The sequence below is a fragment of the Enterobacter cloacae complex sp. SHL009 genome (assembly GCF_049237205.1).
Classification (GTDB): domain Bacteria; phylum Pseudomonadota; class Gammaproteobacteria; order Enterobacterales; family Enterobacteriaceae; genus Enterobacter; species Enterobacter cloacae_M.
Window position 1 is genome coordinate 1,305,759 of sequence record NZ_JBMKIW010000001.1, and the last position, 13,769, is coordinate 1,319,527.

9 protein-coding genes and 3 pseudogenes are annotated in these 13,769 nt (G+C 54.1%); all 12 read right to left on the minus strand.

All coding sequences use genetic code 11. The features are described 5' to 3' along the window. Positions 1-222: 222 nt before the first annotated feature. Positions 223-1,158 (minus strand): annotated as a pseudogene (locus ACOTZC_RS06390) (RHS repeat domain-containing protein); the annotation flags it as partial. A gap of 133 nt (positions 1,159-1,291) precedes the next feature. Then, positions 1,292-1,648, minus strand: a complete 357-nt coding sequence (locus ACOTZC_RS06395) for an SMI1/KNR4 family protein (protein ID WP_047174847.1) — start codon at positions 1,646-1,648, stop codon at positions 1,292-1,294. Positions 1,649-1,673: 25 nt separating this feature from the next. After that, positions 1,674-3,053, minus strand: a pseudogene (locus tag ACOTZC_RS06400) (RHS repeat-associated core domain-containing protein); the annotation flags it as partial. A 310-nt stretch (positions 3,054-3,363) separates the two neighbouring features. Further along, positions 3,364-3,561, minus strand: coding sequence for a hypothetical protein (locus tag ACOTZC_RS06405; protein WP_421635669.1), 198 nt, complete (start codon positions 3,559-3,561; stop codon positions 3,364-3,366). Between the two features lie 13 nt (positions 3,562-3,574). Beyond that, a pseudogene (locus ACOTZC_RS06410) lies at positions 3,575-5,065 on the minus strand (RHS repeat domain-containing protein); the annotation flags it as partial. 123 nt (positions 5,066-5,188) lie between these two features. Then, positions 5,189-5,386 carry a bacteriocin immunity protein gene (locus ACOTZC_RS06415; RefSeq protein ID WP_045405487.1) on the minus strand — a complete coding sequence of 66 codons (198 nt, stop codon included), beginning with the start codon at positions 5,384-5,386 and terminating at the stop codon, positions 5,189-5,191. Positions 5,387-5,394: 8 nt separating this feature from the next. After that, entirely contained in the window at positions 5,395-9,780 is a 4,386-nt protein-coding gene (locus tag ACOTZC_RS06420; RefSeq protein WP_421635670.1) for an RHS repeat-associated core domain-containing protein, read from the minus strand. A gap of 3 nt (positions 9,781-9,783) precedes the next feature. Then, on the minus strand, positions 9,784-10,224 hold the full coding sequence (locus ACOTZC_RS06425) for a DcrB-related protein (RefSeq protein WP_421635671.1): 441 nt from the start codon (positions 10,222-10,224) through the stop codon (positions 9,784-9,786). 75 nt (positions 10,225-10,299) lie between these two features. Next, on the minus strand, positions 10,300-11,376 hold the full coding sequence (locus tag ACOTZC_RS06430; RefSeq protein WP_421635672.1) for a hypothetical protein: 1,077 nt from the start codon (positions 11,374-11,376) through the stop codon (positions 10,300-10,302). A 3-nt stretch (positions 11,377-11,379) separates the two neighbouring features. After that, on the minus strand, positions 11,380-11,934 hold the full coding sequence (locus ACOTZC_RS06435; protein WP_233426920.1) for a hypothetical protein: 555 nt from the start codon (positions 11,932-11,934) through the stop codon (positions 11,380-11,382). Positions 11,935-12,010: 76 nt separating this feature from the next. Further along, positions 12,011-12,523 (minus strand): hypothetical protein, encoded by a 513-nt coding sequence (locus ACOTZC_RS06440; RefSeq protein ID WP_045404264.1) that lies wholly within the window; start codon positions 12,521-12,523, stop codon positions 12,011-12,013. Next, positions 12,504-13,769, minus strand: a 1,266-nt coding sequence (locus ACOTZC_RS06445) for a bacteriophage T4 gp5 trimerisation domain-containing protein (RefSeq protein ID WP_421635673.1), incomplete at its 5' end; no start/stop codon positions are given. The genes ACOTZC_RS06440 and ACOTZC_RS06445, both read right to left, overlap by 20 nt.

A 13,769-nucleotide genomic window follows, 5' to 3' on the forward strand; every position in this document is an offset into this window, starting at 1 on the left:
AGTTATGATGATTACTACTATGGAAAACATCCATACCTTCCCTGCATCTTGTTTCATCGCTGATGCACTACCTGGAACATGAATACCATTAAATGCAGAGTTCATGTCTTTTCCGATACCAATATTATTGAAGAATGATTGGTTCTCTTTCCACACCTCAACGGGTATAACATGGTGAGCAGAAAGTCTATCACCAACTTTACCAGCCATAGCTTTATCTAATATACCGCTATTAGATAGCCCCCACGAATCCACCCACCCCAGCGCATTCGGCGCATACTGGTAAAGGTTTATCCCCCCCGCCAGCCCTATCGGGTCCTGCTGCGTAAACCGTCCGCAGTCCGGGTCGTAATACCGGAACAGATTGTAGTGCAGCCCTGTCTCGCGGTCCAGGTATTGACCCTGCATGCGCAGGTTCTGAGAATATCCTGATACCTGCGTCTCGCTTTCCCGCAGCAGCTTGCCCCAGGCGCTGTTCACCCCTTCCCAGCGCACCTGTCCTTCGATATCCGTCATCCGCTCCGGCGTGCCGTTGGGCTGGCAGTGGAACCAGAAGATCTCCGGATCATCCACGCCATCGATACGCGCCAGCGGGTCGTAGCTGTCCTGATCGCTGTAGACGTAGGTGAGCGGCACATCCCCGTGCACCTCCTGCAGCAGGCGGAAACCTTCCCAGACAAACCGGGTGGTCACCGACTTGCCGGTTGGCTGTCCGCCCAGCACCTGGCGGCGCGTTTTGCTGATGCGTCGCCCGAGCGGATCGTAGCGGAAGCTGACCTGCGTCTGCGGTTTATTGCGGTCCCGCGGCTGGCTGATGACCTCCGTCAGGCGATGTTCGCCGTCGTAGCGGTAGTGCCAGCGGGTCTGGCCGTTATCTTTCTCCACGGTGCGGCCGTGGATGTCATAGCGCCAGCGAATGCCGTTCAGCTGCGTCAGGTGGTTGTGCGTGACCTTCTCAGCAGATCCTTCGAGCGGGTTACCGGCAGCGTCCCAGCGCCACTGCTCCTGACCGGGCAGCGTGCCGTCCTGAACGAGCAGGCGCCCGGCGCTGTCGTACTGCCAGCGGTACCAGCTGAAGGGGTTATCGTCCCGCTCTTCCCGCACCAGGTTATTGCGGTAGTCGTAATGCGAGCGGAGAGACCAGCGGCGCAGTGCTGGGGCGGAATGTAAAGATTACATCATTAAAAATTGCAATATGATGAACTTCTTTTTATGTTTAATTTCTTTTGAAAGAAAATATTCACGATTTGGTGTGGATTTTCCCAAAACATTGATCTAGTTTAAAAAAACATTATAGCATAAATATGCTATCACTTTCTTTATCCATGTCTAGGCTTCCTAACGCTCCAAGATCTAAAGAATAAATCTCATCAGAACCTTTGCGCAAATTTAAGAAGTACCCAAGATCACCATCTTGACCAATCAATAAAACGTCGGGCTCAACTTCTTGAATTGCATAGGTATTATTTCTTTCAAGTAAATCAAAACAATTGAAAACATAAAGCTGATCACCATTCGCTCGTTGAATTTCATACGAGTCAGTGTCCTTGACGTTCTCAATCATAAAGCGCTTATATTTAGAAGGTAAAGGCATGTGCATGAATTTTTCAATTTCATTTAACTGATCGATTAAATCTTGTTTTTCCATATCGGATTACCTATAGATTAATAAGTTATATATCAAAATAAACATTACTACTATTTAACTCTCTTAACTGGTCAAAATATTTATAAGAGTCACTTATCGATTTCCTAGCCTGCTGCTTTGGAACACCTGCATCAATCATTTCTTTGTAACTGATATGAAACTCTTGTTTCAATGTTGTATCCCAACCTCCCGGCAAAGCTCTACGAGTTCGTTGAGCAGAACTTATATTCGCGTGCGGACTGCCTGATGCGGACTTAAGTAACGTAGCAGGTGCAGTATTTCTCTGGTAACCGTTTATTCTTTTCTTAGCCCAAGCGTCCTGTATTGGGTGGTGACTTTGTACAAACCCATCATTTTTACTATTTGTATGACCCGATGCTCTGTTTACACCAGGCGAAAGATTACCATGTGGATCAACATCACCAGTTTTATATCCGTTCGGTGCTTTACATCTCGACAACCCCCACGGATCCACCCACCCCAGCGCATTCGGCGCATACTGGTAAAGGTTTATCCCCCCCGCCAGCCCTATCGGGTCCTGCTGCGTAAACCGCCCGCAGTCCGGGTCGTAATACCGGAAGAGATTGTAGTGCAGCCCTGTCTCACGGTCCAGGTATTGCCCCTGCATGCGCAGGTTCTGAGAATATCCTGATACCTGCGTCTCGCTTTCACGCAGCAGCTTGCCCCAGGCGCTGTTCACCCCCTCCCAGCGCACCTGCCCTTCACTATCCGTCATCCGCTCCGGCGTGCCGTTGGGCTGGCAGTGGAACCAGAAGATCTCCGGAGCATCCACGCCATCAATACGCGCCAGCGGATCGTAGCTGTCCTGGTCGCTGTAGACGTAGGTGAGCGGCACATCCCCGTGCACCTCCTGCAGCAGGCGGAAACCTTCCCAGACAAACCGGGTTGTGACCGGCTTGCCGGTTGGCTGTCCGCCCAGCATCTGGCGTCGCGTTTTGCTGATGCGGCGACCGAGCGGATCGTAGCGGAAGCTGACCTGCGTCTGCGGTTTATTGCGGTCCCGCGGCTGGCTGATGACCTCCGTCAGGCGATGTTCACCGTCGTAGCGGTAGTGCCAGCGGGTCTGGCCGTTATCTTTCTCCACGGTGCGGCCGTGGATGTCATAGCGCCAGCGAATGCCGTTCAGCTGCGTCAGGCGGTTGTGCGTGACCTTCTCAGCGGAACCTTCGAGCGGGTTACCGGCAGCGTCCCAGCGCCACAGCTCCTGACCGGGCAGCGTGCCGTCCTGAACGAGCAGGCGCCCGGCGCTGTCGTACTGCCAGCGGCGGGACCAGCGGAGCGGCGACGGGCGCTGGGCATTGCCGGTAAAAACGTCCCGGCGATGCAGTCGACCAAGGCGGTCGTATTCACTGCGGGTGGTCAGCAGCCCCTGCGTTCGGCTGGATTAAAGGCTTAAACGTGATCAGGCTATAATGTGTAAAGACTCCAAAGTGACAAGGGTGAGCAAGGCACGAAAGAAGCGGACAAGATGGTTGCGGAAGGGGAAAATTACTTCGTAACAGATCTCCATGTGATAAAATTTTAATCGTTTTGAACAAAAAAAAACCACACCAAGGCGTGGTTTTTTCTCTAATTTAATTGGCTAAAGTTGACTTTAAAAAAAACCATCTTTGAGCGATTTCGATTGGGTTATAGTAAAAAAAACCATTCTTGTAACTGGTCAATAGCTTATTATTAAAAATGAGGCCAATATTTTAGCTTTTCTTTTTTTCAATGGCTATTAAAATCTCATAAGCATCTTTTTCACTCATTTGAACTTTTTTAGCCTCATCAAAGCTCACTTCTTCCTCCTCTTCTTTCATAACTATCCCACCTGAATAAAACCTTATAAAAAAACGCCCTTCTCTTTCGATAAGGATTATTCCATAATTGTTAAATATTATTTTATCCATTGCGCCTCCTTCTTTAATTTTTCAACGGTGTGATTTTTAATTGATTTAGCGGAGTAGGGTCTATGGCCGCCTCTGGGATACCGCCCGAAGTATATCCTCCCGGCAACCAAAACTCATTTGCTCCTCGTTCATTTCCTGTTGGCATTCTTAAACCTGTCGGATTATTAATATCAACCCTTAAAGGAACGTCTCCGAGATCACCTGCATTTAACCCTAACAATCTTTCAAGCTTTGGAATGTTCCCACCCGAACGTCTAATTAAGTCATCAGCAACGGTCCTTGGCATAACAAAGTGGCCGCCTGGAGGGCCTAAATGACTAAATTCAGGATTAATACCCCAAACGAACTTAGTAACCCCTCCCTTGAATAGTTCTAAATGCCCACTAATTTTTCCTGCATCGAGGTAGGTTGCCGGATTAGGGAAATCTGGCTTTGAAATTCCATGAGTAGCTCGGTAGGCCCGTGCAGCATGACCCCTAGTAGCAAAAGCACCTCGAGTTTTACTCTGGAAATCATTCCAGCTATTTCTGCACGACAACCCCCACGGATCCACCCACCCCAGCGCATTCGGCGCATACTGGTAAAGGTTTATCCCCCCCGCCAGCCCTATCGGGTCCTGCTGCGTAAACCGCCCGCAGTCCGGGTCATAATACCGGAACAGATTGTAGTGCAGCCCTGTCTCACGGTCCAGGTATTGCCCCTGCATGCGCAGGTTCTGAGAATATCCTGATACCTGCGTCTCGCTTTCCCGCAGCAGCTTGCCCCAGGCGCTGTTCACCCCCTCCCAGCGCACCTGCCCTTCACTATCCGTCATCCGCTCCGGCGTGCCGTTGGGCTGGCAGTGGAACCAGAAGATCTCCGGAGCATCCACGCCATCAATACGTGCCAGCGGATCGTAGCTGTCCTGGTCGCTGTAGACGTAGGTCAGCGGCACATCCCCGTGCACCTCCTGCAGCAGGCGGAACCCTTCCCAGACAAATCGGGTTGTGACCGGCTTGCCGGTTGGCTGTCCGCCCAGCATCTGGCGGCGCGTTTTGCTGATGCGTCGCCCGAGCGGATCGTAGCGGAAGCTGACCTGCGTCTGCGGCCTGTTGCGGTCCCGCGGCTGGCTGATGACTTCCGTCAAGCGATGTTCACCGTCGTAGCGGTAGTGCCAGCGGGTCTGGCCGTTATCTTTCTCCACGGTGCGGCCGTGAATGTCATACCGCCAGCGAATGCCGTTCAGCTGCGTCAGGCGGTTGTGCGTGACCTTCTCAGCGGAACCTTCGAGCGGGTTACCGGCAGCGTCCCAGCGCCACTGCTCCTGGCCGGGCTGCGTCCCGTCCTGAACGAGCAGACGCCCGGCGCTGTCGTACTGCCAGCGGTACCAGCTAAACGGGTTATCGTCCCGCTCTTCCCGCACGAGGTTATTGCGGTAATTGTAATCCCAGCGGCGGGACCAGCGACGCGGCGACGGGCGCTGGGTATTGCCGGTAAAGACGTCCCGTCGATAGAGATTACATAGTTAAAGATGGCGACGTGATGAACGTCTTATTTAACGTTTGATTTGTTTTGAATGAAAAAAAATCCACGCTTTGGCATGGATTTTTTTCAATATGGGGGACTCATTGCGCCCCCCGAATACTACTTATAGTTGAATTGGTTTGTAATTTATAATTTTATCCGCAATTTCTTCTGCGCTAAGTTCTTCATAATAAATATAATTAGCTGCCTGAGGATCTGCGACACTTCTACAAAGGAGGTCGATGTCATTATCAGCTTCTTCTTCCGTCCCTTCGCTGCGTTGGATTTTCCTTATTAGCTCGATAAGCTCTTGTCTTTGCATATTACCCCTCAAAAATGATAAGCACGATCTAGAATGTCAAGGTGATATCTTGGTGTAACGATTACTAGATTATCAACATCATAGACACCGCCTCCATGTTGGATAGGGGTTCTATGGTGTAGGACATAAGATCTATTTTTCCCGTTCCACTGTGTATCATGTGCTATTGGAGCTTTTCCGCCCCGCATTCTGGTAACGTTTGATGTACTAAATTGCTTCGATAGATGCGGGTCGAGAGACACCTCTTTCCAGAAATTCTCTCTAAAATCATCAAAGGATTTAAATTCCCGACCTCGTAATTTATCAGCAACAGATGATGGGAATAAACCTGCATTACCATGCGATCCCTTCAACCACTTGCCTTTTATTTTACTACCTTTTCCTGATGCAACTCCTGCCTCGCATCTATTAAGACCCCACGGATCCACCCACCCCAGCGCATTCGGCGCATACTGGTAAAGGTTTATCCCCCCCGCCAGCCCTATCGGGTCCTGCTGCGTAAACCTTCCGCAGTCCGGGTCATAATACCGGAACAGATTGTAGTGCAGCCCTGTCTCACGATCCAGGTATTGACCCTGCATGCGCAGGTTCTGAGAATATCCTGATACCTGCGTCTCGCTTTCCCGCAGCAGCTTGCCCCAGACGCTGTTCACCCCCTCCCAGCGCACCTGCCCTTCACTATCCGTCATCCGCTCCGGCGTGCCGTTGGGCTGGCAGTGGAACCAGAAGATCTCCGGAGCATCCACGCCATCAATACGCGCCAGCGGATCGTAGCTGTCCTGGTCGCTGTAGACGTAGGTCAGCGGCACATCCCCGTGCACCTCCTGCAGCAGGCGGAACCCTTCCCAGACAAATCGGGTTGTGACCGGCTTGCCGGTTGGCTGTCCGCCCAGCATCTGGCGTCGCGTTTTGCTGATGCGGCGACCGAGCGGATCGTAGCGGAAGCTGACCTGCGTCTGCGGTTTATTGCGGTCCCGCGGCTGGCTGATGACCTCCGTCAGGCGATGTTCGCCGTCGTAGCGGTAGTGCCAGCGGGTCTGGCCGTTATCTTTCTCCACGGTGCGGCCGTGGATGTCATAGCGCCAGCGAATGCCGTTCAGCTGCGTCAGGCGGTTGTGCGTGACCTTCTCAGCGGAACCTTCGAGCGGGTTACCGGCAGCGTCCCAGCGCCACTGCTCCTGACCGGGCAGCGTGCCGTCCTGAACGAGCAGGCGCCCGGCGCTGTCGTACTGCCAGCGGTACCAGCTGAACGGGTTATCGTCCCGCTCTTCACGCACCAGGTTATTGCGGTAGTCGTAATCCCAGCGGCGGGACCAGCGGCGCGGCGACGGGCGCTGCGCATTGCCGGTAAAGACGTCCCGGCGATGCAGTCGGCCAAGACGATCGTATTCGCTGCGGGTGGTCAGCAGCCCCTGGGTGCGGCCGGTCTCCCGGTGGAGTTCGTCGCGGGTAAAATCAGAGACCGACAGCTTATTGAGCGCAATGCTGAGCAGATGCCCGCTGCCGTAGTAGAACTGCTTCAGCTCGCGGCCATCGGGCAGCGTGACGGAGGTGCGGTTGCCCAGCGCATCATACTCCCACGCCAGCTCGCCGTGCTCGCCCGCTTCGCGCGTCACGCGACCGAGCGCGTCATACACAAAGGCAAGCTCCTGCTCTGCCTCGGTGGTCCACGCGTCGGCTGCAAGTGCAGGATGCAGCCCAATCCGGCTTAAAAGCCCGGACGGGGTATAGTGGTAGCGGGTCTGGCCTTCCGGCGTGGTGCGGGCGACCAGCTGGCCGCTCGCGCTCCAGGCGAAGGCGTGGGTGATGGCCTCCGGATGACCGGCAGCAAAGGTGCGCGCAATCGTGCGCCCGCAGGCGTCGTAGCGATACTGCGAGGCCACGCCATCGAGCCCCACCTCTTCCAGCAGCAGCGAATCTGGCCCCCAGCGGAACTGATACGCTTCGCCGTTCTCGTTTTCCAGGGCAATCAGACGCCCGCGGCTGTCCCAGCGGCGGCGCACCTCTTCACCCTGAGTATTACGGGTGGCGGTTAAGCGCCCCGCCTCGTCGTATCTGAACTCACTTTCTTTCCCGTCGGCGCCCGCATGCTTTACCGGCAGACCGCGTTCGTTCCATTTGAGCGATTCCGTCCAGCCTTCCGGGCGATCGAGCTGCACCGGACGCCCTGCGGCGTCGTAGCGGTAGCGCGTCTCTTCCCCGTCGGCGCCAGTCTCAGCCTCCAGCCAGCCCAGCGGATGATAGCGATAGCGGGTAATACGCCCGGAACAGTCGGTCGAACGTACGATCTGCCCGGCCTCGTTGTACTCCTGGTAGCGGCTGTTTCCGGCGGCATCGACCTCTTCAACGACCTGACCGAACTCGTCCCGGCGCAGCTGCGTCGTCTGCCCCATCGGGTCTACCACGCGCTTGAGCCCGTGATGTTCGTCGTACCAGAACCGGGTGGCGCTGCCGTCGGCTTCAATAATGGCCGCAGGAAGCGCGCGGTGCTCCAGCCAGGTGGTGGTGCGGGAATTGCCGTCGGCATCGGTCTCCTGCACCCGGTTGCCCATCTCGTCGTAGACGAAGGTGACGGCGTTGCCGAGCGGATCGATGCGACGCGTGAGAAGCTCGTTATCATTCCACTCGTAGCGCCAGTTTTCACCGCGCTCGTCTACGTAGCGGACAATCAGATTCTGCGCGTTCCAGTAGTGGCGGCGCGTCTGGCCGTCGTAGTGCTCGACGGTCGTCAGCCCGGCGGCTAAATCGTAGCTAAAGCGGCACCCGTCGCCGGTGCTGGTGCGGTTTTCCACCACGCGCCAGTGGTCGAATTTTTTCCAGCGGTATTCGCTCTCCAGACCGCCCGGCATCCTGTGCCAGACCATCAGCCCGTGCTCGTTATAGCGGTATTCACGCGTCACCACGCCGGAGGCGTCCATCGCGCTCGCCAGCTGGCCGCGCGCGTCGTAGCCCCACTGCATCAGCGGCCATGTATGGCTGCCGTCGAAATGGCTGGCAGCGGTAACGCGCTGCGGGAAACGTTCATCGTCATAGCGCAGGGTGACGTCGATTGCCCGCGGCTCGTCGTGAATACCAGTCAGCCTGCCGTGCTCGTCCCACTCCGTCAGCAGCGCGTTGCCGTATTCGTCGCTGAGGGAGGCCAGACGCAGGATGGAGGGGTTCGCCCGGGTTGGTTTATACAGACGCCACACCGCGCCGTCATCGTCGGCAATCGCCACGTCGCCGCTCTCGTTGCGGCGGATAATAATGCCTTCGCTGATGCTGTAAAATGCCCGGTCGACCGGCGGCAGCTCGAAGCTCAGCTCGCGTCCGGTTTCGTCGAACCAGGTCGCGTTGTCTTCTTCCAGCGCCAGGTAGCTGTCAAAAGTGGTTGCCCAGCCCAGACCAAACAGCCCTTCGCGGGTGGTCAGGCTGTTGTAGCTGCGCTGCCAGCGAAGCGGGAAGCGCCCCGGCAGCGAGAAGTCGAGTTCGTCGTCGTCATTCAGCACCTTCACGCCGGTGGCGGCGTGAACCGGGTGCGATGAGCCAAACACGGCGTTGACGGCCATATCGGCCAGCATCCCGCCGCCGGCCGCCGCCAGCGCGCAGGGCATATTTTTCAGGATCTTGCCCGGACGCCCGCGCAGCAGGGAGAGCGCAATCATCCCCAGCGCCAGACCCGGCGTTTTGCCGCTTTTGATATCGCGGACCGTGAGCGTGTCCCCGCCGATGATCACGTTCGGGGAGACGTCGTCGGAAACGGTTCCTTCGCAGGTGGTGCGATCTTTCGCACGCACCGCGGGCTGCCCGTTGATAAAGACGCTTTTAGAGCCTTCCGCCAGATACTGCGGCCCGGAGTGCTTTTCACACGCCACCTTGTCTTCTTCCAGCGGGGAGGTTCCGGCAGCGGCAGAGGCCACGCTCGGCTGCCACATTTCGCTGCCAAACTGTCCGGCGGCGGAAAGCAGCATGCCCGCGTAATCGGCAAAGCTGCCCGGCGACTGCGGCTCAGGTGAAGGAGTATCTGCGGGCGTCAGCGTGCCTGCCGCGCGTGCGGCGGGGATTGCGTTGGTGAGAACGTTACTGGAACCGGTCGTGATTTTACCCGCAGGCGACGGCGGGAAAAGCGCATTACCTAACCCCTCAGCGGCGTTGCTGATATCGTCGGTGATCCCCGCGACGTTCGCCAGCACGCCGCCAATGATGCCGCTTAACAGACAGCTGGATCCAATTGCTGCCACGCCTGCAGCTGCTGCCCCCGCCCCCAGCAATGGCGCCGCTACGGTTGCTGCTGCGCCTACCGCCGCGCCGATCACCGCATAGGCGGCACCTTCCGCCACAATGCTGGTGATGTCAGCAAAAATGCTGGAGTGAATAATCTCGTCGCCCTTACGGGCCGCGTTGTTATCGCTCATGCCTTACACATTCCGGTTGTCGTTTAGCGTCAGACTCTGCTTAAGCGCGCTCCAGCGCACCTCGTCCTCTTCGGTAAAGGATCTGAGTGCCGAGAGGGTAAAAATCATCAATACCGGTTTGCCCGGCGTCTGAACGGCCAGCTGTTTTTGCCACAGGCGCTGCCCGTTACGGTCAAAGGTGGTCTCAACTTCCAGCCCGTTAATGTTGCCGTCAGGCCCGGCCTTTACGTTCCTAAATTCGCTCTGGGCGATCTCACCCATCTGAGGTCGCAGTACATCCCACTGGCGGTGGAACTCTTGTTCATAGTCGCTGCCATAGGGGATCACGCCGCGGCTGACCACCACGGACAGCCCGCTTTCGTCATCGCGAATAATGTTCATGCTGTTATCCTGCCAGGCAGCAGGAAAAAGGGAAAACGAACCTTCCTGGAGGGTGTATTTCATAAGTGAACTCGGGATGATTGATATTGAGAGAAACAAGAAGGCCAATCCATGCTGGCCTTTTGGCTGGCTGTATAGTTATTTAAGCCACTGGCCTGACTGCTCGACTAAAACATGGCTGCCTTTGCTGACAACCAGATTCACGGGGGCGTACGTCACGGTATAAGCGACCTCGCCATTCTTGTACGTTGAGCCGATTATTTTACCTGCGGAGTCGCGTAACGTTTTTCCCTTTAAGGAGATCGTACTGTTATCGCTTTTTCGCACGCCGAGATAGAGCATCTCGTCACATTCGCTCTCAAAATGACCGCACCTGTTTATCAGAGAAATAGCGAACTTTTCGGTATCCAGTTTTCTGGTTTCAGCGTGATGAACCGAAGCGGCTTTACGTAACGTATAGCGCTGTGGAGCATAATCATTTCCTTTTTGAGGAGGCGTTACCAGACGCCATTCCATTTCACTCCCCTTTATTGCCAGAACAGCCCGTCCGCCTGCGCCGCCAAACGATGAGTTGAATTCAATATTGGCACGATTGCCAGCGATAGTACCGGTAAGATTACGCTCATCATTTTCCGGGCAATCTATGCGGTTGCCTCTCCGGGATATATAGCAATAAGACCCGGTGATGCGGTTGCCTGATTCAGCTAACCGCAGGGTTAACGTCGAGTCGTCGCCAGCTCCGCCTGCCCAAACCCCGTCAAACGCAGGTCTCGACTGGCTGTTCGTTGCAAACTGCATCGTATTGAACCTGGCGGCCCATTGCTGGATATCAGCATTAATACCCGGGCTATTATCAGAGGATTGGTAATGGATTACGTCCGACTCCGGAACCACCCAGGCCGCGAAGATTTTGCCGTCAGGATTGATGACCAGCGCTGAGGCATTCTCCTGGTAGAGATCCTTTAGCCAGCCCTCAACAAACAATCCTCCACCTGTGGTGGTATGGGGTTCGCCGAAGACGTCAAAGTTATCAATAAAGGTCTGGTAATGATTTCCCAGCAGCGTCCTGAGATTGTCTGTCACTTCACTGTCGTTAAGGATGCGACCTACCGTATCGAGCTTATTGTATTGCGATAATTCAAGCGCCGATGACGTTTCAACGACGCCTGTCAATAAAGCAGTGAACAATACGGCTGCCAGATATTTTTTGGTCATAAATTACTCTGAAGCACCATTATCGTAATTCATTGTTATCTTCACGACCTTACTGTCTGTAACCTCAAAAGAGAGCAATTTCTTACCCAACTCATAAGAAATCAACTGCTCCCCGGAATCATTTTCGACCTGGCCATCGCCGTATGCATTGTTCACTGCTGTAATTGTTGAACCCACATGGACACCACGCGGCGTGGCGAAGCCTTCGGCAGTCACCGTAATTTGAGACACGATATAATCATCAACGCTTCGTTCAGCTTTATCCCACCAGAGATTTGAAGTGAATATTTCTAAACCATCATTTTGATGCTGGTAGAATTTATAGTTCGTTCCGTCAAAAGGAACCTCACCGACAAAATGGCCTTCAAGCGGCACGTCAATTTTACGGGCAATATCAGGAGTCCATCTGTCGCCTAATGCGACAGACTGGCCTTTAACCTTGACGGAAAAATCCTGTTTTGTCAGAACAGGCGGACTAACCCGAGCCAAAACAACATTGCTGCTCAGACAGATAAACATCAGGGCAGAACAAAGAAATGTCGGAGTGTGTTTTTTCACATTAATTGTCATTTAATCAATATTTATTGCGCTTCTCACCACTGGAAACACCGCCAGGACATGGGAGCAGCGTTTCTTATTCGGCGCTTATGACGATTGAACCCAGACAGTCAGGATTTTTCACGGTGAAACTGAAGCTCACCTTTTGTCCATTCATATCTTTTGGTGCTGTATAGCTGGTCACTTCGTTCTCAGAGCGGCCTCGTGGATAATCAGTTAACGTCAGTTGCGGATAATGCTTTTTAACAGTATCGAGAGTGATGCACTGGCCGGACGGTGAAAAATTCAGTAACGGTGCCATACCGTCACTTTCTTTACTTAAGCGTAAATCAATTGCAGTAATGTTCGTTCCATCCGCCAGTTTGATATCGTCGGCATTGTAGAAATTGATATATTCATTCTGTTTCGTTAGCTTGAATGACAACGGAGCGTTATCCAGACTGTTAACGGACAACGTTTTGAGTGATGCGCTCATTTTTGCAATGAACTGCCAAAGATCCTGTTTCTGCATGTTACCTCCTGCCATTCCCGTCGTTAATAAAGCCGCAAGCACCGCACCCGTTTTTAGACTATGGATAATTTTTATCATACCAACCGCCATAATAATCTTCGTAATATTGCCCTGTGGTAGACGTTTGTTCGCCTTTGCCAAAGATACGGCCTATCTGCGTACGCGCTTCACTTTCCTTTATAGCCCCACGTTCGAGAGAATCATAGATACGATTATATTGTGTCTGATTTGCCGGATTGCCCGCAATACCGATATCACCACCCTTGTTGGCTATGATTTCGCGCTGGACCCGGATATTGTTCAATGTTGCAGCGCCTTCATCACTGAGTGTGCTGTTGAGATAGGCGTCGCGCGAAGAAAAATCAATGTTGGGTTCATATAAAGCGTGACCACTTTCATGTGACAGAGACTGAACAACCGCATTCGGATTACCGAGCTCGTTTTTATCAACGGTAATAACTCGCTTTTGACGATTGGCAAACGTCCCCTTGCCTGCCTCACCTTCTTCAAATGTCCAGCCTCGTTTCTTTAACGTAGCTATGTCATTTTTCATCGTTGGTGATTTATCGACAAGACTATCTACATCCTTGCCATATCCGCTTGAAGGAACATTCGATGCTGGAGGCGTTGCGTTTTTAGAGGTTTCGGCAGGTGCGCTGGCAGCCGCACCAGCCTTACTCTCCTTTCCCGGCGCAAATTTCTCCTGCACCGCCGCATCAATATCCCCTTTATGCCCCGAACCCGGTGCCGTTGTGCCCGGCTTGGTTCCCGATGTATTCAGGTGCAGCTTACCGCCCGTGGTGATATAACCATCCCCTTCCACGAAGAAGTTAAACTCTTTGCCGATCAGGTTAATCTTGCCGTTAGCATTCAGCTCAATGGCGCTCTCACCGGAGACCAGCCGCAGCTTCGTCCCGGAAGCAATAACGTACTGCTCCACCGCCGCATCCAGCTTGCCTTTCCCCGTCAGGATCTCGGTTCCGCCTTTCACGGCCTGGGTTTGGTTCGCTTCCACGCGATGCAGTTCATTTTTCTTCACGTAATGGCTGCGCGCCCCGCCGACGCTGTGCGTTTCATCATTTTTAACGCTGGTGTCCATGTTACGCTCGGCCTGGATCCACACCTGCTCTGCACCCGCTTTATCCTCAAAGCGCAGGGCGTTGGCGTTGTCCACGGAACCGTCTTTCGTGCGGCTCATAAAACCCATCTGCGTCGCCGCGGCAGGCAGCGCCCACGGCGGCATGCTCGCGTCGTTGTACACGCGACCGGTAATAATCGGCCGGTCCGGGTCGCCGTTGATAAAGTCCACCACCACCTCATCGCC

What these genes read in the sequence shown, in the direction of transcription:
- ACOTZC_RS06420 (WP_421635670.1), bottom strand. Translation starts at nt 9,780, where the DNA reads ATGAGCGATAACAACGCGGCCCGTAAGGGCGACGAGATTATTCACTCC.
- ACOTZC_RS06415 (WP_045405487.1), bottom strand. Translation starts at nt 5,386, where the DNA reads ATGCAAAGACAAGAGCTTATCGAGCTAATAAGGAAAATCCAACGCAGC.
- ACOTZC_RS06405 (WP_421635669.1), bottom strand. Translation starts at nt 3,561, where the DNA reads ATGGATAAAATAATATTTAACAATTATGGAATAATCCTTATCGAAAGA.
- ACOTZC_RS06430 (WP_421635672.1), bottom strand. Translation starts at nt 11,376, where the DNA reads ATGACCAAAAAATATCTGGCAGCCGTATTGTTCACTGCTTTATTGACA.
- ACOTZC_RS06440 (WP_045404264.1), bottom strand. Translation starts at nt 12,523, where the DNA reads ATGATAAAAATTATCCATAGTCTAAAAACGGGTGCGGTGCTTGCGGCT.
- ACOTZC_RS06395 (WP_047174847.1), bottom strand. Translation starts at nt 1,648, where the DNA reads ATGGAAAAACAAGATTTAATCGATCAGTTAAATGAAATTGAAAAATTC.
- ACOTZC_RS06425 (WP_421635671.1), bottom strand. Translation starts at nt 10,224, where the DNA reads ATGAAATACACCCTCCAGGAAGGTTCGTTTTCCCTTTTTCCTGCTGCC.